28 protein-coding genes are annotated in these 20,528 nt (G+C 63.6%); 7 read left to right on the forward strand and 21 right to left on the reverse strand.

The window, feature by feature from the left end; genetic code table 11:
- Positions 1-7: 7 nt before the first annotated feature.
- Together GWG67_RS01440 and GWG67_RS01445 are read right to left on the reverse strand one after the other, a co-directional pair.
- Positions 8-784, reverse strand: a complete 777-nt coding sequence (locus GWG67_RS01440) for an ABC transporter permease (protein WP_275167381.1) — start codon at positions 782-784, stop codon at positions 8-10.
- A gap of 1 nt (position 785) precedes the next feature.
- Entirely contained in the window at positions 786-1,643 is an 858-nt protein-coding gene (locus GWG67_RS01445) for an ABC transporter ATP-binding protein (protein ID WP_275167382.1), read from the reverse strand.
- A 194-nt stretch (positions 1,644-1,837) separates the two neighbouring features.
- On the opposite strand from GWG67_RS01445, the gene GWG67_RS01450 reads away from it, so the two are divergent.
- Positions 1,838-2,596 carry a GntR family transcriptional regulator gene (locus GWG67_RS01450; RefSeq protein WP_275167383.1) on the forward strand — a complete coding sequence of 253 codons (759 nt, stop codon included), beginning with the start codon at positions 1,838-1,840 and terminating at the stop codon, positions 2,594-2,596.
- Here the strand turns inward: GWG67_RS01450 and GWG67_RS01455 are convergent.
- Complete coding sequence (locus GWG67_RS01455) at positions 2,593-3,009, reverse strand: nuclear transport factor 2 family protein (protein ID WP_275167384.1); 417 nt, start codon at positions 3,007-3,009, stop codon at positions 2,593-2,595. The genes GWG67_RS01450 and GWG67_RS01455 overlap by 4 nt on opposite strands.
- A gap of 147 nt (positions 3,010-3,156) precedes the next feature.
- Here GWG67_RS01455 and GWG67_RS01460 point away from each other — a divergent pair, with 147 nt between their 5' ends.
- Complete coding sequence (locus GWG67_RS01460) at positions 3,157-4,398, forward strand: amidohydrolase family protein (RefSeq protein WP_275167385.1); 1,242 nt, start codon at positions 3,157-3,159, stop codon at positions 4,396-4,398.
- A 77-nt stretch (positions 4,399-4,475) separates the two neighbouring features.
- Here the strand turns inward: GWG67_RS01460 and GWG67_RS01465 are convergent, their stop codons facing one another.
- Positions 4,476-4,703 (reverse strand): hypothetical protein, encoded by a 228-nt coding sequence (locus tag GWG67_RS01465; RefSeq protein ID WP_275167821.1) that lies wholly within the window; start codon positions 4,701-4,703, stop codon positions 4,476-4,478.
- On the opposite strand from GWG67_RS01465, the gene GWG67_RS01470 reads away from it, so the two are divergent.
- A complete protein-coding gene (locus tag GWG67_RS01470) occupies positions 4,611-4,922 on the forward strand; it encodes a hypothetical protein (RefSeq protein ID WP_275167386.1) in 312 nt (103 codons plus the stop codon). The genes GWG67_RS01465 and GWG67_RS01470 overlap by 93 nt on opposite strands.
- A gap of 12 nt (positions 4,923-4,934) precedes the next feature.
- Here the strand turns inward: GWG67_RS01470 and GWG67_RS01475 are convergent, their stop codons facing one another.
- Genes GWG67_RS01475 through GWG67_RS01500 form a run of 6 tightly spaced genes read right to left on the reverse strand, consistent with a single transcriptional unit; the run spans position 4,935 to position 9,816 of the window.
- Positions 4,935-5,858 carry an NAD(P)-dependent oxidoreductase gene (locus tag GWG67_RS01475; RefSeq protein ID WP_275167387.1) on the reverse strand — a complete coding sequence of 308 codons (924 nt, stop codon included), beginning with the start codon at positions 5,856-5,858 and terminating at the stop codon, positions 4,935-4,937.
- Entirely contained in the window at positions 5,858-6,727 is an 870-nt protein-coding gene (locus GWG67_RS01480) for a hypothetical protein (protein WP_275167388.1), read from the reverse strand. Before GWG67_RS01480 ends, GWG67_RS01475 begins: the two co-directional genes overlap by 1 nt.
- Before the next feature lie 19 nt (positions 6,728-6,746).
- Positions 6,747-7,430, reverse strand: coding sequence for a 4-carboxy-4-hydroxy-2-oxoadipate aldolase/oxaloacetate decarboxylase (locus tag GWG67_RS01485; protein WP_275167389.1), 684 nt, complete (start codon positions 7,428-7,430; stop codon positions 6,747-6,749).
- A complete protein-coding gene (locus GWG67_RS01490; protein ID WP_275167390.1) occupies positions 7,427-8,140 on the reverse strand; it encodes a PIG-L deacetylase family protein in 714 nt (237 codons plus the stop codon). The genes GWG67_RS01485 and GWG67_RS01490 overlap by 4 nt, the downstream gene beginning before the upstream one ends.
- 51 nt (positions 8,141-8,191) lie before the next feature.
- The gene (locus GWG67_RS01495; protein ID WP_275167802.1) at positions 8,192-9,076 is read right to left on the reverse strand and encodes an amidohydrolase; all 885 of its coding nucleotides are present in this window, start codon (positions 9,074-9,076) and stop codon (positions 8,192-8,194) included.
- Positions 9,077-9,105: 29 nt separating this feature from the next.
- Positions 9,106-9,816, reverse strand: coding sequence for a TetR/AcrR family transcriptional regulator (locus GWG67_RS01500; RefSeq protein WP_275167391.1), 711 nt, complete (start codon positions 9,814-9,816; stop codon positions 9,106-9,108).
- Between the two features lie 109 nt (positions 9,817-9,925).
- On the opposite strand from GWG67_RS01500, the gene GWG67_RS01505 reads away from it, so the two are divergent.
- Entirely contained in the window at positions 9,926-10,906 is a 981-nt protein-coding gene (locus GWG67_RS01505; protein ID WP_275167392.1) for a tripartite tricarboxylate transporter substrate binding protein, read from the forward strand.
- An 86-nt stretch (positions 10,907-10,992) separates the two neighbouring features.
- Here GWG67_RS01505 and GWG67_RS01510 read toward each other — a convergent pair whose 3' ends face one another.
- Complete coding sequence (locus GWG67_RS01510) at positions 10,993-12,141, reverse strand: mechanosensitive ion channel family protein (protein WP_275167393.1); 1,149 nt, start codon at positions 12,139-12,141, stop codon at positions 10,993-10,995.
- Positions 12,142-12,266: 125 nt separating this feature from the next.
- On the opposite strand from GWG67_RS01510, the gene GWG67_RS01515 reads away from it, so the two are divergent.
- Positions 12,267-13,517: a DUF763 domain-containing protein gene (locus GWG67_RS01515; protein ID WP_275167394.1), complete on the forward strand. Its 1,251-nt coding sequence runs from the start codon at positions 12,267-12,269 to the stop codon at positions 13,515-13,517.
- A 37-nt stretch (positions 13,518-13,554) separates the two neighbouring features.
- On the opposite strand, the gene GWG67_RS01520 is transcribed toward GWG67_RS01515, so the two are convergent.
- From GWG67_RS01520 to GWG67_RS01555, 8 genes are all read right to left on the reverse strand, one after another.
- Positions 13,555-13,797 carry a hypothetical protein gene (locus GWG67_RS01520; protein WP_275167395.1) on the reverse strand — a complete coding sequence of 81 codons (243 nt, stop codon included), beginning with the start codon at positions 13,795-13,797 and terminating at the stop codon, positions 13,555-13,557.
- Positions 13,798-13,831: 34 nt separating this feature from the next.
- On the reverse strand, positions 13,832-14,095 hold the full coding sequence (locus GWG67_RS01525; RefSeq protein ID WP_275167396.1) for a hypothetical protein: 264 nt from the start codon (positions 14,093-14,095) through the stop codon (positions 13,832-13,834).
- 15 nt (positions 14,096-14,110) lie between these two features.
- Positions 14,111-14,338, reverse strand: coding sequence for a hypothetical protein (locus GWG67_RS01530; protein ID WP_275167397.1), 228 nt, complete (start codon positions 14,336-14,338; stop codon positions 14,111-14,113).
- 3 nt (positions 14,339-14,341) lie between these two features.
- Entirely contained in the window at positions 14,342-14,542 is a 201-nt protein-coding gene (locus GWG67_RS01535; protein ID WP_275167398.1) for a hypothetical protein, read from the reverse strand.
- Positions 14,543-14,555: 13 nt separating this feature from the next.
- On the reverse strand, positions 14,556-14,738 hold the full coding sequence (locus GWG67_RS01540) for a hypothetical protein (protein WP_275167399.1): 183 nt from the start codon (positions 14,736-14,738) through the stop codon (positions 14,556-14,558).
- Positions 14,739-14,876: 138 nt separating this feature from the next.
- A complete protein-coding gene (locus GWG67_RS01545) occupies positions 14,877-16,148 on the reverse strand; it encodes a cytochrome P450 (RefSeq protein ID WP_275167400.1) in 1,272 nt (423 codons plus the stop codon).
- 110 nt (positions 16,149-16,258) lie between these two features.
- Positions 16,259-16,585 (reverse strand): hypothetical protein, encoded by a 327-nt coding sequence (locus GWG67_RS01550; protein ID WP_275167401.1) that lies wholly within the window; start codon positions 16,583-16,585, stop codon positions 16,259-16,261.
- A 106-nt stretch (positions 16,586-16,691) separates the two neighbouring features.
- Positions 16,692-17,465, reverse strand: a complete 774-nt coding sequence (locus GWG67_RS01555; RefSeq protein ID WP_007608907.1) for a ferredoxin--NADP reductase — start codon at positions 17,463-17,465, stop codon at positions 16,692-16,694.
- A 156-nt stretch (positions 17,466-17,621) separates the two neighbouring features.
- Here GWG67_RS01555 and GWG67_RS01560 point away from each other — a divergent pair, with 156 nt between their 5' ends.
- Together GWG67_RS01560 and GWG67_RS01565 are read left to right on the forward strand one after the other, a co-directional pair.
- A complete protein-coding gene (locus tag GWG67_RS01560) occupies positions 17,622-18,818 on the forward strand; it encodes an amidohydrolase family protein (protein ID WP_275167402.1) in 1,197 nt (398 codons plus the stop codon).
- A 108-nt stretch (positions 18,819-18,926) separates the two neighbouring features.
- Positions 18,927-19,616, forward strand: a complete 690-nt coding sequence (locus GWG67_RS01565) for a hypothetical protein (protein ID WP_275167403.1) — start codon at positions 18,927-18,929, stop codon at positions 19,614-19,616.
- A 5-nt stretch (positions 19,617-19,621) separates the two neighbouring features.
- Here the strand turns inward: GWG67_RS01565 and GWG67_RS01570 are convergent, their stop codons facing one another.
- A complete protein-coding gene (locus tag GWG67_RS01570; RefSeq protein ID WP_342761011.1) occupies positions 19,622-20,011 on the reverse strand; it encodes a hypothetical protein in 390 nt (129 codons plus the stop codon).
- Between the two features lie 41 nt (positions 20,012-20,052).
- The gene (locus GWG67_RS01575) at positions 20,053-20,508 is read right to left on the reverse strand and encodes a MarR family winged helix-turn-helix transcriptional regulator (protein WP_007592445.1); all 456 of its coding nucleotides are present in this window, start codon (positions 20,506-20,508) and stop codon (positions 20,053-20,055) included.
- Positions 20,509-20,528: the final 20 nt, after the last annotated feature.

Raw genomic sequence — 20,528 nt, forward strand, 5'->3', positions numbered from 1 at the left:
GAAAAAATCAGGTGGCGATGACGTCGTTCTTGCGCGTGGCCCAACCGGTGACACGCCCCTCGATCAGCGAGAACACGACGTAAAGCGCGACGCCGAGGGCGGCGAGCACGAACAGGCTGGCGAACACCAGCGGCACGTTGAAATTCGATGACGCGGTCATCATGACGTTACCGAGGCCGCGGTTGGAGGCGACCGTCTCCGACAACACCGCGCCGACGAAGGCGTAGGAGATCGCGACCTTCAGAGAGGCGAAGAAGAACGGCATCGTCCTGGGCAGGCCGACATTCCAGAGGATGTCGAACTTGCTGGCGCCGAGCGCCTTCAGCACGTCTTCGAGTTCGGGCTCGGTGGTCGCAAGTCCCGTCGCGATATTCACGACGATCGGGAAAAAACAGATCGAGAGCGCCGTCAGGACCGCGGGCACCGTGCCGGAGCCGAACCACAGCACGAAGATCGGAACCACCGCGACCTTGGGGATCGAGGAGAAGCCGATCAAGAGAGGATAGCAGGTGTCATAGGCCGTCTTGGAGACGCCGATGGTGGCGCCGAGCGCGACACCGAGCGCGACGCCGAGCACGAAGCCGAACATTGTGGTGGCAAGCGTCTGCACGATGTGGGGCCACAACACCGGAAAGCGCTGGTACAAGGTCACGAATACTTGCGACGGCCGCGGTAGCACGAGATCCGACATTCCGGTCGCGAGACAAAACAGTTCCCACGCGACGAAGAACAGCACGATCAGTCCCGCCGACCACGCCTTCTGCCTGATATAGATTGCGGACATCTCAGCCTGCCCTCTGTTGGGCCGCGCCGCGCGCATCCTCGATGAAGGCGCGCAGCTTCTGGTTCAGCGCGACAAATTCCGGCTCGAAGGTCATGGCAACGGTGCGCGGCCGCGCGAACTCCACACGACTGTCGTCGAGAATGCGGCCGGGACGCGCGCTCATTACGCAAATGCGGCTGGCAAGGAAGCCGGCTTCGCGCAGGTCATGGGTGACGAGCAGCACCGTCGGCTTATGCGTCATCCAGAGGTTCTGGAGGATCGTCCACAGCTCCTCTCGGGTGAACTGGTCGAGAGCGCCGAATGGCTCATCCAGCAGCAGCATGCGCGGCTCGTGGATCAGCGCGCGGCAGAGGTTGGCGCGCTGGAGCATGCCGCCGGAGAGCTGCCAGGGAAAGTGGCTGCCAAAGCCCTTGAGGCCGACCTGCTCCAGCAGCGCGTTGGCCTTGTCGCGGAACGCTGTCTTGCGCAGCTTGCGGAAATTGGAGCGGAACGGCTCGACGATCTTGAGCGGCAGCATGATGTTCCGCTCGATCGTCATCCACGGCAGCATGGTCGGGTTCTGGAAGGCCATGCCGACCCGCAGCGCGCGCGCCGCGACCTCCCGGCCGCCGACGATGACGACCCCGCTGGTGGGCTGCACCAGGCCGCTGACGAGACGCAGAATGGTCGATTTGCCGCATCCGGACGGGCCGACCAATGCAACAAACTCGCCGTCGGCGATCTTCAGGCTGGTCTTGGACAGAGCGGGCACGGCGCGGTCGCCGCGTCCGAAGGTCACTGACGCCTCGGACAGCTCTATCGCTGTCGCGGCGGCCTCTTCGGAAACGGGCTGACCGTCAAATTGAGCGTTGGGTTGCATGCGCATCACAGCCAAAGTGCATGCAAGGTGGATGCCAGCGGGCAAAGCTCGTAAAATCAATGTCCTGAGAGAATTCCGTGCCTGCGAAGCGGATTCGATTTAGGCAATCGGACCGTCAAACTGCATGCAATTGGGGCGCTAAATTGCCGGAACGCCGTGCTAAACAGAGGTGACACCCACCCAAGGAATCGCCGATGCCGGCGCGCGCCACCAGGAAGACTTCCGAATCGTCAGACAAGGTCAGCATGATCTGCCGCGCGCTCAGGCGCGCGATCATTGAGCAGGCGCTGGAGCCCGGCGCAAAGCTGCCCGAGGATTCACTCGGCGAGCGCTTCGGCGTCAGCCGCACCATTGCCCGCCACGCGCTAGGGCAACTGGCGGCGGAAGGCCTGGTCGAGCTCCGCCGCAACCGGATCGCAGTGGTGGCGACGCCGAGCTGGCAGGAGGCGCGCGACGCCTTCGATATCCGCATCGAGCTCGAGCGGCTCGTGGTGCGCCAGCTCGCGGGCAAACTAACCAAGAGCCAGATCAGCGAGCTGACCGACCACGTCGATGCGGAAGACCGTGCGCGTGGCGGCACGGACGCAGCCTCGATCCGGCTGGCCACCGAATTCCATATCCTGCTCGCCCAGATGACGAATAGCCCGATCCTGGTGCGCTATGTCAGCGAGGTTGCCTACCGTTGCTGCCTGACGCTGTCGCTGTACAGCCGACCGCACTCGACCGAATGCGCGATCAACGAGCATCGCGCCATCATCGCCGCGCTCGCCAAGGGCGACGAGGCCAAGGTGATGGAATTGATGCACCATCATCTGGATTCTGTGGCCAATCGCGCATTGGTCGCCCCGACTCCGCAGCGCGGCCGCGATCTGCTCGATGTTCTCGCGCCCTACGCCGATGAGGTCACGAGTGACCGCGTCGTCAAACTGCCTAAAGTCGCTCGGCGCGGTTAGGCTTCGATCCCGCGTTGAACCAAAATGCGCTCCGCGCTGTCGTTCCAGACATCCATTTTCACGATCTGGCCGCCTCTGACGACGAAACGATCGACATAACGATTACCCTCGAACGGCGTGCCGTCGATCCACTCGCCATAGAGCGTGCCTACGCTGTAGACGACGGTCTCGTCCGCGCCCGGGCAGACGTCGAACCGATCCATCTTCTTCTTGACCCAGCGATAGCGCTTTGCGTTGAAGCCGGTCGGCCCGCGCGGGTGACCGAATTCGCGCCCGCCTGTAAACGTGATCACCGTCCCCGGCTTCATATAGGCTGCGGCTGCATCGGGATCGGGTATCATCGAGGCCGTGAGATAAGCTTCGACGATCTCAGCGTCGGTTGTCGGACGTTGGGCTGTTGCAGGAGCGGACATGACGGGTTCTCCGGGGCCGACACATTCTACAATTCACTCCTCGAATTGCATGCACGTTTTTTGAACAATTCGCCTGCGGAACTGCACACAATCTAGAGCTGCCCACCTCCTCCGCTTCCGTTAGGCTATCCACCTGAATCAGACGCCATGACCAGCCAAACCGCCCTCGACCTGATCTTCCGCAACACGCTGTTGCGATCATCCGCCGCACCGGTCGATATCGGCGTGAAGGCCGGCCGCATCGCCGCGATCGAGCCGAAGCTCGCCTGCGAAGCCGTCGAAGTCGATGTCGGCGGGCGCCTCGCCCTGCCCGGCTTCGTCGACAGCCACATCCATCTCGACAAGGCCTGCCTGCTTGGCCGCTGCGGGCATGATCACGGCAGCGTCTCGGAAGCGATCCGCGCCGTCGCCGGGATGAAGAAGGATTTCTCGGTCGAGGACGTCTACGCGCGCGGCGCCCGGGTGCTCGAACGCGCCATCGCCCACGGCACCACGCGCATGCGAACCCACGTCGAAATCGATCCGCGCATCGGCTTGCGCGGCTTCGAGGCGGTGAAGGCGCTGAAGCGTGACTATGCCTGGGCGATCGACCTGTCGCTCTGTGTCTTTCCGCAGGAAGGCCTCACCAACGATCCCGGCAGCGAGGAGCTTCTGATCCAGGCGCTGCGCGACGGCGGCGAGGTGATCGGCGGCTGTCCCTACACGGACACCGACCCGAACGCCCATCTCGCACGCATCTTCGACCTCGCCGAGGCGTTCGACGTGGATGTCGACCTCCATCTCGATTTCGATCTCGATCCCTCCTGGTGGCACCTCGACGAGGTCTGCCGGCAGACCGAGCGGCGCAACTACGGGGGCCGCGTGGCGATCGGCCATGCGACGAAACTCTCCGCACTGCCACCGGAGCGGCTGAAGGCCGCCACAGCGCAACTGGCGAAGGCCGGCGTTGCCGTCACCGTGCTGCCGGCAACCGATCTCTATTTGATGGGGCGCGAAGCGACCCACAACGCGCCACGCGGGCTGACGCTCGCCCACAAGCTCTCCGGCGACGGCGTGGTGTGCTCGATCGCGACCAACAACGTGCTCAATCCCTTCACGCCGTTCGGCGATGCCTCCCTGCTCCGAATGGCGAACTTCTACGCCAACGTCGCGCATGCCTCGGTGAACGACTTCGATGCGTGCCTCGATCTCGTAACCGAGCTGCCGGCGCGGCTGATGAACCTACGGAATTACGGCATCAGGGTCGGAAACCCCGCCGATCTCGTCGTGCTCGATACGCAAGACAGCCGCTTCGCGATCGCCGAGCTGCCGGATATCGTGATGGGCTTCAAGAACGGCCGGCAGACTTTTGCGCGGCAACGACCCATTCTGTTTCGCCCCGGCTCCTGAGCCGCTCTGGACGCATATCTGCATTGAAGCGAGGCGGATGCCGCGTTATTTCCGTTCGATGTTACCGCCGATCGTTCTCATATTCCGAATCCGGTAGAATACCGGATAGTCGATCCGCGCTGATTGCCGATAGCTGAGCGTATTGCCAGTCCCGCGGTGCCGTTCAAAGCAGAACCTGCACTGATGTCTGCATTCATCGGGGAAGCATCGACATGTTCAGCGCATTCAGCAGCATCGACCATCACGCCATTCGAGCGAGAACGCCCGGCGATGCCGCGATAAAACGGCTCGACGGCATCGGGCATGTCCTGTCAAACCTCGATCTGGCGAGCATCCGGACCCAGGATGACTTGACGCGCATGCTCCTGACGCTCGACACCGCCGACAAGTGCATTCGGGTGATCCGCGCGGAATTCCGGACCCAAGTCGCGAACGATCGGCTGGCCCGCAAGACCGAAGACCTGATGGCGTTGATCGAACGCGTCCGGGACGAGCTCACGGGCTGTTGCGCGGTAAAGTCCTGAGCAAGAGCCGCCCTATTTCTCGCGATTGATCTTCGCCAGGATTCGGTCCGCCTCGGTGCGCCAGTCAGCGCTGCGGGCGAACTCCTTGGTGCCCTTCGTTCCGAACAGGCCCTCATCGGCGAGGTCCGCCACCCAGGCCTGCCGCTCGGCGGTGCCCTGCGCGGACCACGGCGTCAGTCCGGCTTCACGCACGGTTTCGGCGACTTCGCGTACTTCCTCGGCGCGGCGGCGGCCATGCTCGATCACGCGCTGGAAGCAATAAGCACCCTGCTTCTCCCAATCGATCGTGGGGAAGGTTTCCGCCAGCGAAGCCAACACCGCATCCTCGATGCCATAGGCGCGCGCGGTGGTGAAGCTTTCGATCACCATGGCCTCCAGGCCCTTGATCATGATGCTGCGGCACATCTTCACCGCCGATGACACACCGAGCTTGTCGCTCGCAACCTTGGCCGCAAAACCGATCGCGTTCAAAAGCGGCTGCAGCTCCCTTGCGCCGGGACCGCCGAGCAGCAGCGGCACCTTGATCCGATAAGGCGGCACCGACGTCATAACCGCGCCCTCGACATAGCGTCCGGCGGCGCCATCGATCAGGGCGGCGGCACGCTGCTTGGCGCCGGGAGAGGCCGAATTGAAATCCAGGAACCAGGTGCCCTGATTGATTGCGGCCGCGCAGGCCTCTGCCACCGGCACGGCCTGGCTCGCCGTGACCGCGGAGATGATGAAATCGGACTTCGCGGCCAGCTCAGCGTGAGACGCCGCCAGCGCCACACCGAATTTCGCCGCATGCTCGAGCAGCGTTGCGCCCTGCTCGCCACCGAGCTTGATGTCATAAGCGGCAACCTTGATGTCCTGCTGGCGCAAATCCTCGGCCAGGATCCTGCCGACTTCGCCATAACCGATCAGCCCGATCTGCCATCGCTTGGGATCGCCCGCCATCAGTTCAGTCCTCGCGTGGTCTCGTCGAACAGCTCTTCGACCGCATAGCGGCGCGGGATCAGCGCCTGCTGAAATGCATAGTCGATGATCAGCTCCAGCGGCTTCCTGTTCGCCTCCACTCCGAACGGAACGAGATCGGGCGTCTCCGCAGGCCCCATCTGGGTCTTATTCCGCTTGAGCAGATCATAGACGCCCGAAACCACGTCAGGACGCGATTTCGTCAGCTGCTCGGTCACGACCACGAGATGGTTGACCGGCACGACGCCGCGACGCGCGTACCATTTGGCGGCTTCCGCGGCCGGATCGGGGAATAGCGTCTTCAGCTTGGGATCGTTCGAGGGCTCACCAAGGACGGCATCGAGCTCGCCGTCGAGCAGCATCTGCAAGATCTTCTTGCCCTTCGACGCGCGCTCGGTGGTGTCGACATATTCGGCGACGTGCGGATCCTCGAACGTGACCCAGCGGATGTTGTCGAGATTGACGCCGCAGTCATTGGCGAGGATGCCCCTGATCCAGGCGCCGGTGGTGGTCGTGAACGAGCGGATACCGACGCGCTTGCCTTCGAGATCGGACGGCCCGAGGGTTCCGTGCGCGGGATTATAGAGCGCGTAAGAATGCTGGAAGCGGCCGAGCATGGTGGCAGGCAGCAGCACCAGCGGCTTGCCATGCGCCTTTGCCATCAGATAGGTGACGATCGCCATCTCGCAGACGTCGAAGGCCCGCTCGCGCACCATCGGTTTGAACGCGGTGTTGGTCGGCGTGTACTCGACGAAATCGAGATCGAACAGGTCGGAGCGGAGTTCGCCGCTCTTCACCGCCTGGACATGGGGGTGACTGCCGAGCACGGCCTTCAGCTTGAGACGATCCATCGGCCCGCTCCGCTTCTCTTCAGACATCCTCGGGATTGTCGACATAGACGAGCCCCGCCTTCGCCAAGGCCTCACGCATGCTGTACATGTCGAGGCCCAGCTCGCCCGAAGCCAGCCGCTTGCGTTTGCCGCCTTCGTCCGCGTTGCGCTTCTTCGCCTTCTCGGCGACCTCGGCTGCGTAGCGCTTCGGCACAACCACGACGCCGTCGTCATCGGCCACGATGATGTCGCCGGGGTCGACGTTGACGCCGGCGCAGACCACGGGGACGTTGACCGAGCCGAGCGTGGCCTTCACTGTGCCCTTGGCCGAGACCGCGCGCGACCACACCGGAAACTTCATCTCGTGCAGTGCCCTGACGTCGCGGCAGCCGGCATCGATGATCAACCCCTGCACGCCGCGCGCCTGCAGCGAGGTGGCGAGCAACTCGCCGAACATGCCGTCGGTGTTGTCGGTGGTGCAACCGACGACGAGAACGTCGGCCTTTTTGCACTGCTCGACCGCGACATGGATCATCCAGTTGTCGCCGGGCTGCGCCAGCACGGTGACGGCAGGACCGGCGATCGCCGCGCCCGGCCACACCGGCCGCAGATAAGGCTTCATCAGGCCGATGCGGCCATAGGCCTCGTGCACGGTCGAGACGCCGTACTCCGCCATGGCGGCGGGATCGGCACGCTCAATGTTGCGAACGACGACCGGCCTCATGCCAGCTCCTCCGCTACCGTCGGGAACAAGCGCTGATAGGCCTCGCCATAGGTCATCGGCACACCGGTGTTGCGGCTGCCCTGGATGCCGCGATTGAGCGCAACGCGCTCGTAATAGCCCCAGAGATGCTTCTGCGCGGCAAGGATCTGGAATGCCTCATACTTATCCTCCCAGACCTCGTCGATCTTGAGGAGCAGGTCCGGCTTGTAATTGCACTGCTCGGGCTGGTGCGGCTCGAACAGAAACACCGGCGGCGCGGAGTATTTGTACTGCGCGCCGGGCTTGTGGCCCATCGCCTGCGCGACCACACGGGTCTCCTGGGCGAAATGCGCCGCGTTCGGATGATCGAAATTATAGGGATCTTCCAGTGCGTGCGTCAGCACGAAGCTTGGATTGAGCTCGCGGTAGATGTCGACCATGCGGTCGAAATGCGCTTCCGTCAGCTTCAGCGGATAGTCGCCGCAGTCGAAGAACTCGATCTCGGCGCCGAGCAGTTTGGCAGCGCGCTCCGCCTCATCCTTGCGGCCGCCTTTGACCGATTCCAGCGTCGCGCCCTTCTCCTTCCAGGCGAACTGGCTCTCGCCGCGCTCGCCGAAGGACAAGCAGACGATCTTCATGCGATAGCCCTTCTTCGCATGCAGAGCGATGGCGCCGCCGGCGCGCCAGACGAAATCGCCCGGATGGGCCGTGATCACGAGACCTGCTTTCATGGGCTTATTCCCCTCTTTCCTTGATGAGCAATTTATCGATCACGGACACCGTCATTCCTCGAACTCGAACAGGCGGGCTGGATTATCGACGAGGATCTTCTGCTGATACTCCGGCTCCGGCGCGAACAGCGGGATCAGGTCGACGAGATCGCCGTCGTTCGGCATCGCCTTGACGTTGGGATGTGGCCAATCGGTGCCCCAGATGATCCGGTCGGGCGCGGTCTCGACGATCTTTCGCGCGAACGGCACCGCGTCGGTGAACGGCGGACCCGCCGATGACACCCGCTCCGAACCGCAGATCTTGACCCAACATTTCTCGTCGCGCTGCATCAGCTCGATCAGGATCTTGAACGGAAGCTGATCGAGCCCTTCGGACGCCTTCACCCGTCCCATATGGTCGATCGTGTAGCTAAGCGGCAGCCTTGTCAGCATGTCGGCATATTCAGGCAGGTCGATCGCGTCGAAATGCAGGTCGATGTGCCAGCCGAGCGGCGCAACCATCGCGACGATACGGTCGAACACCCGCTTGTCGGGAACGCCGCCGAGATGGCGAACGAAATTGAAGCGGCAGCCGCGGAAACCACCCTCATGCAGCACGCGAAGTCCGCGCTCGGTGATGGTGTCGTCGATATTGGCGACCGCACGGTAGGCCCCGTTGCTCTGCGCGATGGCGTCCAGCGCCACCGTGTTATCGGTGCCATGCACACTGGCATTGACGATGACGGCACGCTCGACCCCGAGCTTGGCATGCATCGCGCGAAAATCGGCGAGCGGCGCATCCGGCGGCGTGTAGGAACGGTCCAGCGCGTAAGGGTATTCCGCGCCGGGCCCGAAGATGTGGCAATGCGCGTCGCAGGACAGTTTCGGCAGCCTGAACTTCGGCGTGCGCGTGTCCGGATCGGGCGGCGGAATGGTCGGCGTGTACATGATGGCCATCAGATAAACCGCCGAACGAAACTGCGTGTTCAAGTCTTGCTGCTGACGACCGGTCGTCGCCGTGCGGGCGCAGCCTGATCGAGCGCCGGCGCCTGGAACGCGGCCACGGTGGCTTGCACCAATTGCTCGATGGCGCTTGCGGCATCGTTGCCGTCGGCCTCGCCGCGCGACAGGCGCGAGACGCGATCCGGCGTCACCAGCGAATAATAGAGCGCGCCAAGCAGAAAGTGGCTGCGCCAGACGATGTCGGTGCGGGGAACGTGCGGCAGGCTGTCGTGGATCGCGTCAATGAAGGCGTGGCTGGTATCGTCAAAAGTCTGCGCGATGATTTTCCGCGCGACCTCATTGCCCTCCGCGGACATCACCGCGCGCAGCCGTGTGAACCGCGCCCCGCCCCCGGCAAGATCGCTGCCCGAGGTGAAGGCCGGCGCGACATAGGCCCGCACCACCGCTTCGAGCCGGTCCTGGAGATCGCGCACGCGCTTGGCGGCCGCGAGCAACTCGGAACGGCGCAAATTCATTGGCCCGCAATGGCGGCGGTAGATCTCCAGCAGCAGGCCGTCCTTGGTCTTGAAATGATAGGTGACGCTGCCGGGATTGGCGCCCGCGGCCTGTGCGATATCGCGCACCGACACGGCGTTGAAGCCGTTGGTGGCGAACAGCTCCTCGGCCGCGGCGAGAATTGCCTCGCGCATGTTCGGCTTGCGGGCCGTTTCCTTGCTGGCGGCGTTGCGTATCATGTGATTTGTACTATCGTACAAAAAATCAGGTCTCGTCAACAAAAACCATGGGCGGCGTCCGGACGGCTCGAGGCGGTCCGCGCACAACGCCCGCAAGGAGTGCTGGAAAATGCTGGATTTGAACAAGAAGATCGGCAGCTTAATGCTAGGTGCCGGTCTGCTGCTGGCGGGCGGCGCCGCACAGGCCGCCGACAATTATCCGAGCAAACCGGTTCACATCCTGGTGCCCTACACCGCCGGCGGCGCGGTCGACGTGCTCGCGCGCACGCTTGGACAGGCATTGGCGAAGACCTGGGGCCAGCAACCAGTGGTCGACAATCGCCCCGGCGCCGGCGGCATCGTCGCCTCGCAGGCACTGACGCAGGCCGCCCCCGACGGCTACACGCTGATTCTGGTCGCGAGCGGTCATCCCCTCAATCAGTTCATTTATCCGAGCGTGCCCTACGACACGTTCAGGGATTTTACCGCGATCACCGAAGTCGCCTCCTCGCCGCTCGCGATCGTGGTGGCCAAGGACAGCCCTTACAAGACGCTCGGCGATCTCCTCGCTGCGGCGAGGAAGGAGCCGGACAAGCTTTCCTACGGTATGTCCGGCAACGGCACCTCGGCGCACCTCGCCGGTGAGCTGTTGAAATACATGTCCGGCACCAAGATCGTCGCGATCCCTTACAAGGGCGGCGCGCCCGCGCTGACCGCCGTGATGGCCGGCGACATCCCGCTCAGCATCAATCCGCTTGCGGAGGCCATCGGCCAGATCGAAGGCGGGCCGGTGCGCGCGCTCGCGGTGACCTCGGCCGAACGCTCCAAGGCACTGCCCAATGTTCCGACTGTCGCCGAGTCGGGCGTGTCGGGTTACGACGTCTCCGTCTGGTGGGGCGTTCTCGGTCCGGCTAAAATGCCGCCGGAGATCGTGGCGAAGCTCGAAGCCGATCTGAAGGCGGCGCTGCAGGACCCGAACGTGCTGTCGACGCTCGGCAAGATCGGCGCAGCCCCGGTCGGTTCTTCGTCCAAGGAATTCGACGCCTACATGCACGCCGAGGCGATCAAATGGGAGCCAGTGCTGAAGGCCGCCGACATCCGAGCGCAATGAGGCACTTCACATGAGAACCGGCGCGCTCGACACGATCCAGTAGCGGGCAGGCTTGCGTGGCGCCACGAACGCGACGCGCGAGCAGGTCAATTGCGTGCGCTCGCCCGCCTCTTCTCCGGCGGCGCGGGACGCCGCGCGAAATCGGCATCGTCATCGCCTCCTCCCGACGGGATCAGGATTGCGCGCTCGCGCGGCAGCGCTTCCGGCATCTCGTCGCGGATGAAGGCGATGAGCTTCTCTCTCATTTCGCAGCGCAAATCCCAGGACTGCGGCGCGTTCCTGGCGCTGACGAGGGCGCGAAGTTCGATGGTGCGAGAATCCGCGTCGATCACCTGCAGATTGACCACCTCGCCGTCCCAGAGCTTGGACTCCTTCACAGCTTCTTCCAGCCAGCGCCGGATCCGCGGCACGTCGGCGCGATAATCGACGTGGAGCGCGATCACGCCGATCAGGGACGCGGTGTCGCGGGTCCAGTTCTGGAATGGCTTTTCGATGAAATAGGACAGCGGCACCACCATGCGGCGCCAATCCCACAGCCGGATCACCACATAGGTCGAGGCGATGTCCTCCACCCAGCCCCACTCGTTTTCGATGATCACGGCGTCCTCGATGCGGATCGGCTGGGTGATCGCAATCTGCAAGCCCGCGATCAGGTTGCTCAGCAGCGGACGGGCGGCAAGACCAACGATGATACCGGCTGCGCCGGCCGAGGCGAACAGGCTGACGCCGTATTGCTTCACCGAATCGAACGTCATCAGCGCAGTCGACACCGTGATGACGACGATGATGGTGTCTGTGACCCGCTTGAACACCCGCACCTGCGTGACGTGCTTGCGCGCAACGAGATTCTCGGTGACGTCACGAAAGTTCTGGAGATAGCGCGCCGCGCTCATGTCGACGATCCGGATCGATATCCAGCCGATCAGGGCGATGAAAGCCACGACGAACACGCGCATCAGCGGCGTGCGGATGATGTCGTCGAGCGGCGCAAGCGGCAGAACCAGCGCGACCGCAGCAAGACACAGGGCTAACCTGGTCGGACCGGCGGTACGCTCGATGAACACAGCCAGCAAAGGGAGGCGGGTTCCGAAGGCACGATTGAGGAGCCATACCGCGACCCGATACAGGAACAAAGCAAGCAGGATCGCGATGACGATCAAGCTGAGACCGACGAACCAGGAAGGCACCCAGCCAAGCATCTCGTCGAGGTCGGCCATAATTGCTTGCAGATTCATGCGTGTCCCCGCGTTGCATTAGCGTCCGCGCTCAACGCATTTAGAGCGGCTTCGCTCCCGCACTCGGTGCAATGCAGCATCCCCTTGGTGCATCCGTCGTCGAATTGCGCTATTTCTGAGCAATCATGACTCGACGGACCGGCAGCGCCGACCTTCCTCTTCACACCGGCCGGGTTCCACCCTGGCTGGCGACCCGCATGTCTTCGCTCGGCGCGATCGTCACGCAGGCGATCGTGCATCACTACGGACGCGATGCATTCCTCCAGCGGCTCTCGCACCCGTTCTGGTTCCAGTCGTTCGGCGCCGTGATGGGGATGGACTGGCACTCCTCGGGCATCACGACCTCAGTGATAGGCGCGCTGAAGCGAGGTCTAGGCCCCCTCCAGGATGAGCTCGGAATCTATGTCTGCGGCGGGCGTGGCCAGCACTCGCGCAAGACCCCCGACGAACTGATGCAGCTCGGCGACCGCGTCGGCTTCGACGGCGCAAAGCTCACGCGTGCGAGTCGCCTCGTGGCGAAGGTGGACAGCGCCGCGGTCCAGGACGGTTTCGACCTTTATCTGCACGGCTTCTTCGTCACCGCCGACGCCAAATGGACTGTGGTGCAGCAGGGCATGAACGGCGACAAGCGACAGGCTCGCCGCTATCACTGGCATTCCGAGGCGCTGAAGAGTTTTGTCGATACGCCGCACAGCGCGATCGACGGGCCGCTGCAGGGCGAGATCGTCAACCTCACCGACCATCGCGCCGATATCTCGCGCACCGCACAGCTCGAGCTGCTGAGCGATCTCGGCCCGGATGGCATTCTTTCCGAATTCGAGCGGCTCACCGGGACTGCGCCCGAGCCGGCTCAGGCGATGCTGCCGCACCTGATCATGCCCGCGCATCACGACGTCCGGCCGAAAGATGTGTTCGCGCGCCGCCTGCACGGCACACTCGCGGCCGCGGCCGAGCGCGGCCCGATCGATTTTCCGGAGCTGCTGCTGACGCCCGGCGTTGGCGCGCGTACCGTGCGCTCGCTGGCAATGGTGGCCGAAGTGGTGCACGGCGCGCCCTATCGCTTCAACGATCCCGCCCGGTTCTCGCTCGCCCACGGCGGCAAGGACCGGCATCCCTACCCTGTTCCAATTAAGGTCTATGACGAAACCATTCGCGTGCTGAAGGGGGCGATTCAGAACGCAAAGCTCGGACGCGAGGAAGAGATGCAGGCGATCAAGCGCCTCGACGACCAGGCGCGGCGGCTGGAGCGCACCGCGCGCGGGCCGTCGGTCGAATCCTATATCGCCGGAGAGCGTGCGGCCTCGCCCGATCTCGACGGCCGCTCCGTGTTCGGCTGGGAGCGTGATCTCGGGCCGACAAAAAAGCGGACCGGCTGAAGACCGGTCCGCAAGTTTAGCGGGAGGAGCGCCTCTCTCAGGTATCGTCGTCCTTGGATTCCTCATCGAGCCGGTTAGCCGAGTGATCCTGGTATTGATCCGTCTGGATCGCCTTGCCGTCCATGCCGCGAATGTCCGAATGCTGCTTCTTGTCGCGGTTCGACAGGACCATATTGTCGCCGATCTTCTCCTTGGGCACGTCGGTCATGGCGCCGGTGCCGTCGCCCTTGCCGTGCATGCCCGATCTGAAATGCGTCTTGCTGCCATGACCACCTGGCATCTTTTTCTCCTCTTGCTTTGATCGCCCGTGAGGCTCAGTGCTTCTGCTGTGCCGGCGTTGGTTTCGGCGGCTTGTGGCCGCTCTGGCCGGTATCGTTGTGCTTGTTGTGGTCGCTTTCCTGGTTGAGGCCGCCCCGGCTCACCGGAAATTCACTCTGCCGCGCCTCAGGTCGCGCTCGGTGAACCGCCGTGTCCTCGGGATTGTGGCCAAGGGCCTGTTCAAGCTCTCGCGCGTCTGGAACATCCGGCTTGCGCTCGAGGATGCGAACCTGTTGCTCGTGGGTCTTCTTGCCTTGCATGCTTGTCCTCCAGAGCTAGCGGCCTCTTCGGTGGGCGCCACTGCGTGCGACGTCCTTGTCGATACCGCCAGCGGCGTTCACGTCGTTCTCGACGTCGCCTTCGATCGTGTTCTCGCCCAGGGCGTCCTCGAGGTCCTCAGGCGAGATACCGGCCATTGTTGCGCCTTTCGATCCACCGATCATGGGGTTGTCGTGCAGATCCTTTTCGGTCGGTGCATAGAGTTTGGGTTGCTTACTGGTCATGTCTCACCTGCCTCCGCCTTTTCCGGCCTCGTCATGCCTGTGGTGTGAATCGTGCTCGCCACCTCCGCCGGAGACGCGGCTGTGCTTGCGCTGCGGGTCGTCCGCCGGTGGCTTCTTCACTTCGAGCGGTGTCTTCGCATTCTCATGCGATGCGCCAGGTCCGCCCTGACGGATGCTGTTCTGTGTCTTGGTGGATGTCGACATGAAGGTCCGCTCCTCAGCGATCTTGCTGATAGCCTTGGTTGGTGGTGTTCTGCTTGATGTTGCCCTGCTGCCCTTGCTGATCCGGATTTTGCGCACGCTGCTGGCCGCGCGGGGCAGTCGAGGACACTTGCTTGGCGTCGCCGGTTCCCTTCGGGCTTTGGTTCTCGGCGGGAACAGGTGGCATCTTGCCAGTCATGATGCTGTCTCCTGTTGTTGGTTCTGCGACATCGACCGGAGGAACTCGTCCGGCTTCCGATGTCCCAAAAACAACTAAAGCAGCGACATGCCGTTCCTAGCGACCGGGTACAGAAAAATTTTCGAGGGCGTGTAAGTCTCAGCACGCCGTTGGCTGGGAACGAACCATCATCGATTCAGCTGACGCTGTCGCCTGTGCTCTGTAGCCGTCCGGCACGACAGGGAGGTTCGCGATCGCACGCATGCCGGGTCGCTTGCGCCAGTGGATCTGAGACACGTCCACAGCAAAGCCAAGTTTCGGCCATCGCACGAACAGCGCTTCCAGGGCACACGCTGCCTCGATCCGGGCCAGCTGATGGCCAAGGCAGAAATGGATTCCCGTTCCGAAGGAGATGTGACGGTTCGGCTTGCGCGCGAGATCGAGGCTCTCGGGACGATCATGCATCGCCGGGTCCATGTTCGCGGCGGCGAGCATCACCATGACGCGATCGCCCTTCTTCAGACGCACGCCCGCGAGCTCGATATCCCGCCTCACATAGCGCGGCTTCGAGAACTGCACCGGCGACACGAAGCGCAGGAATTCCTCCACCGCAAGTCCGACGCGGCTCCAGTCCTGTGCCAGCCAGTCGCGGACGCCAGGATTTCTGAGGAGCTCGTAGACCGAACCGCTGATGAGATGCGTGGTGGTCTCCGAGCCCGCCGCGAGCAGCAGGAACACCATCGAGACCATTTCGTCCGGCGTGATCTGGCCGCCCTCACGCTCGACCCGGACCAGCTCAGCGATCAGGCCCTCGCCGCCCCGCACGCGGGCAATCTGCAACTGCCGTTCGAGGTAGGCTCGCATCTTGCGGAACGCGAACAGCATGCGGAAAAAGCTGGCGACGTTCGTGAGCGAGGACATCGTATTAGCCCAAGCGATGAAGCGAGAGCGATCGGCCAATGGCAATCCCAACAGCTCGGAGATCACCGCGAGCGGCAGGATGCGGGCATAGCGCTGGACGAGATCGGCCGGGCTTCCCGCCAAGAACAGCTCGTCGGCGAGACCATCCGCGACGGCGCGGATACGCGGCTCCATCGCGACGATCGCGCGGCGGCGGAAGGCCTCGTCCACGATGCTGCGCAGCCTCGTGTGGTCCGGTTCGTCCATCGTCAGCATGTTGCTGGCGATGGTTCTGACGTAGTTCGGCATCCACCAGCGCAAACCTGCGACGTCGCCATCCTCCTTGCGCAGCGTGAAATCGGTGCCGTCTTTCAGGACTTGCGCCGTGGCCTCATGGGTCGTGGTGATCCAGACGTCGCTGACGAAAGGAAATCGCGCCGCGACCACAGGACCGGACATGCGCAACGTTGCGATCGCCTTGGGCGGATCGCGAAAGAAGGCCTCGCTGGTGAAATCGAGGCGTGGTGCCATGTGATCACCGGAGCGGTTGATGGCGTCTCAGCGAGATGGTGCGTGTCATTGCCCACGCAAGGGGTGCGGAACCTCCGCTTCGGCATCGCTGCAGGCGCAAGAGTCCAGTCTCACCCCCGCCCGGGCGAACGCGGGCCGATCTTGCGCTGCTGCTGATTGGTGTAGGCGTCCCAATTGCTCCAGCTGCCCTTGCTGAGGCTTTGCAGGTCGGTGGTGAGCGGACGGCGCGTGCGCTTGTCGTGATCGGCGATCACGCGCTCGGATTGCAAGATCTTGCGCTTGAGTTCCCCGACCGCCTTCTGGGTCTGGCCGTTCCGCTTCGAAGACGCGATCTCGCCCATCGTGAAGCGCGCGGTCTCAAGTGCCTTCAACTCGGCGCGGTTCTTCTTCAACTGAACCCGGTGCCAGGCGATGTTGCTGTCGCTGTCCGCAACCATGGGGGAACTCCGCTGATTCGCTCCCGCAGTGTATCGCGTGCCGAATCGGCGCCGCAACGGGCACCCGGCGGCGAAAATACGGTCTTCTTGCGCGGGAGTTCCGAGCCTAGCGCTCGGCGAACGCCTTTTCGACCACGAATTGGGCCGGCTCGCCGTGATTGCCCTCGATCAGCCCCCGCTCGCCAAGGAGCACGCGGGTATCCGCCACCAGCGCCGGGCTGCCGCAGATCATGACGCGGTCGTGGGCGGCTTCCAAGGCCGGCAGGCCGATATCGGAAAACAGCTTGCCCGAGGTGATGAGGTCGGTGATGCGGCCGCGATTGCGGAAGGGATCGCGCGTCACGGTCGGATAGTAGATCAACTGGTTGCGGATGTACTCGCCGATCAGCTCGTCCTTCGGCAGCGTCTCGGTGATCATCTCGCCATAGGCGAGCTCCTTCACGTGCCGGCAACCGTGCAGCAGCACGACTTTCTCAAAGCGCTCGTAGGTTTCGGGGTCCTTGATCACGCTCAGGAACGGCGCAAGGCCCGTGCCGGTGCCGATGAGGTAGAGGTTGCGGCCGTCCTCCAGATTGTCGATGACCAGCGTGCCGGTGGCCTTGCGGCTGACGATGATCTCGTCGCCTTCCTTCAGATGCTGGAGCCGCGAGGTGAGCGGGCCGTCCGGCACCTTGATCGAGAAGAACTCCAGCGTGTCCTCGTAATTGGCGCTAGCGACGCTGTAGGCCCGCAGCAGCGGCTTCTCGCCGACCTTGAGGCCGATCATGGTGAATTCGCCGTTGCGAAAGCGGAAGGTCGGGCTGCGGGTGGTCTTGAAGGAGAACAGCGTGTCGGTCCAGTGGTGGACGCTCAAAACGGCTTCCTGATTGAAATTGCTCATCTCACCCTTCCGTGGCGCGTCGTGGCGGTTCTCAAGGCGGCAGCTATGCGTCGTTTGTACACGATCATTTGTATACTAATGAATAATCCGGCTTGATCCCGCGGTCAAGGCTGCCCAAGATCGGAAGCGTTGCAGTTAAGGACAAGGACCCATTCCATGGCGCATGACGCACCCCAGGCCACCGGACCCTCGAAGCTCGTGATCCGCAATATCGGCCTGATCCTGTCCGGCGCGCTGGAAAAGCCGATCCTGGACGGCGACACCATCGTCGCCGAGAACGGCAAGATCACCGCGATCGGCCGCTTCAAGGACCTCAACACCGAAGGCGCGACCGCCATCGTCGAGGCCAACGGCACCACGGTGGCGCCCGGCCTGATCGACAGCCATGTCCACCCTGTTGCAGGCGACTGGACGCCTCGCCAGAACCAGATCGGCTGGATCGACAGCAATTTGCATGGCGGCGTCACCACGATGATTTCCGCCGGCGAGGTGCATATGCCCGGCCGCCCGCGCGACGTCGTCGGGTTGAAGGCGATGGCGATCTTCGCACAGCGCGCATTCTGGAATCTGCGGCCTGGCGGCGTGAAGGTTCACGCCGGCGCGCCTGTGATCGAATGCGAGATGGTCGAGGAGGACTTCAAGGAGTTGGCCGCAGCCGGCGTCAAGCTGCTCGGCGAAGTTGGCCTGGGCGGCGTCAAGGACGGCCCCACCGCGCGAAAAATGGTCGGTTGGGCCCGCAAATACGGCATCCAGAGCACGATCCACACCGGCGGTCCCTCGATTCCCGGCTCCGGCCTGATCGACAAGGACGTGGTGCTGGAGGCCGACACCGATGTGGTTGGCCACATCAATGGCGGCCACACGGCCCTTCCCGACGACCAGATCCGCTGCATCTGCGAGGGCTGCAAGCGTGGCCTCGAGCTCGTGCACAACGGCAATGAGCGCTCGGCGCTGTTCACGTTGCGCATCGCGCGCGAGATGGGCGATCTGCATCGCGTCATCCTCGGCACCGACGCGCCGGCCGGCTCCGGCGTACAGCCGCTCGGCATTCTCCGGATGGTCTCGATGCTGTCCTCGCTTGGCGACCTGCCGGCCGAGGTCGCGTTTTGCCTAGCCACCGGCAACACGGCGCGGATGCGCGAATTGGATTGCGGCCTGATCGAAGTTGGCCGTTCCGCCGACTTCGTCATCATGGACAAGGCGCAGCACTCGGCCGGCAAGAACATTTTGGACAGCGTGCAGCTCGGCGACCTCCCGGGCATCGGCATGACCATTATCGACGGTATCGTGCGCACCCAGCGCAGCCGCAACACCCCACCGGCCGGCAGGGTACCCGAGGTGGTGGCGAAGTGACGCAGCCGGAGCGGCTCGCCGCTCCGCGCGGTCCCCTGAAAGCATTGAACAAGTCACCAGCCTGCTGCGTCTAACGCAGGCAGTTCATTGCTGGACGTCGAGGCAGACATGAAGAATTCGTCGCGGATTGCTGCCGGCGTTGCCGGTGCGGTCGGAGGTTATGTCGCGACCTTTGTGCTGTTTTCACTGCTCGATCTGGGCAACCGGGCGGACCCGATCACGTCTGGTCTGTTGGCACTGTTCGTCTACTCACCCATCGGCGCGATCGCTGGCGTGGTGCTTGCCAGCTGGCTGGTGACGCGTTCCGGCGCGGATGCAAGCAATAGCGGTCTCGCGCGCAACAGCCTGAAGTCGCTCGGCGTTGTCGCCCTGCTCTGCGTTGCCGTTGCGGCCACTTACATGGGCGTCGCGTACATGACGGCCACACCCTGGCTCAACCGGAACGGCGCCACTCCCCTGCTCGTGTTCGAGGTTCGCCTTCCGGCCGGCGCAACGGTGCCGAAATCACCGCAAGACATCACTATCGAATTGCAGACCGACCTCAACACCATGCCGGGCGAATTGAACCCGGCCGGCTTCCATCGTGACGGCGATCAGCCCGTTATCGCAGGCGAAGTCGAACTGGCGTTCCGAACCTTGCACCGGCAGCTCGCCGTCAACATCCAGGGACAGCCCAGCCGAGTGTACCCGATCGGACTGACGGCCTGGGCTCCGCATACGCCGGAGTTCGGAACGTGGCGACGGCTCGCCGACGGCAGCGAAATCCGCTATCGCGCCAAATGGCCAGGGAAGACGTAAGGGCCTCACCGCGGTTTTGCGATTTCACAACGCACGTAGGTCTGGCGATTGCCTGGCCCGACCGGGCTGTTGTCCATCACCAGCTTGCCATCCGCGGCAATGGAGACCCGGGGACTGGAGCGATACTTCTCGCCCTCGCCTTCGCAGGCGAGCTTCATTTTCCAGGCGAGCTTCCCGTCGGCAGTGATCTCACTGGCGCGGCACCGGGTCTCGTACCAATAGAGGCGGTTGCCGCCCTCGATGCTCATGCGGTTGGCGCTGTCCTGGTCGCGGCAATCCTTTTTGGTTGACGCCCAGAACCCCTCATAGGCTTGCGCCGCCAGGGCGGGAGCACACTGGCTTGCCAGCACCGCACTCGTACTCAGAGCCATCGCAAAGCGGGTCGCCGCTCTCATATCAAAACCTCGACAAGACCTTCACCGAGGTTAGTCGCGCCTCAGCGCAGCTTGTTCAACAGGGCCATCAGCATCTCGCGCTCCTTTGCCTCGAGCGGCGCCAGTGTCTCCCGTGTGATCGCGAGCGCATTCGGCGCCACCTTTTCCGCCAGCTGCTGCCCGGCGCGCGTCAGGCTGACCAAAAGCCGCCGTCCGTCCTCGGGATCCTGGCTGGTCTCGGTGAGGCCGCGCGCCGTTAAACGATCGATCACGCCCTTGATCGTCGCCACATCCATCGCCGTGAGGCGCCCGAGCTGGTTCTGCGAGCATGGCCCGGCCTCGGCGAGCTTCGACAGTGCCGCCCATTGCGTCGGCGTAATATTGGTGCCTATCTCGCGAGAGAAGATCGCGCTGTGGCGCTGCCAGACCTGGCGAAGGATGAAGCCAACCTGCTCATCGAGCACGTAAGGCGGCTTTGCCGGTTTGACGCTTTTCTTCGCCGCGACGCTTCTCGCCATTCGCTGGATGCCCTTGCCCT

Source organism: Bradyrhizobium sp. CSS354 (genome assembly GCF_029051725.1).
Lineage (GTDB): Bacteria > Pseudomonadota > Alphaproteobacteria > Rhizobiales > Xanthobacteraceae > Bradyrhizobium.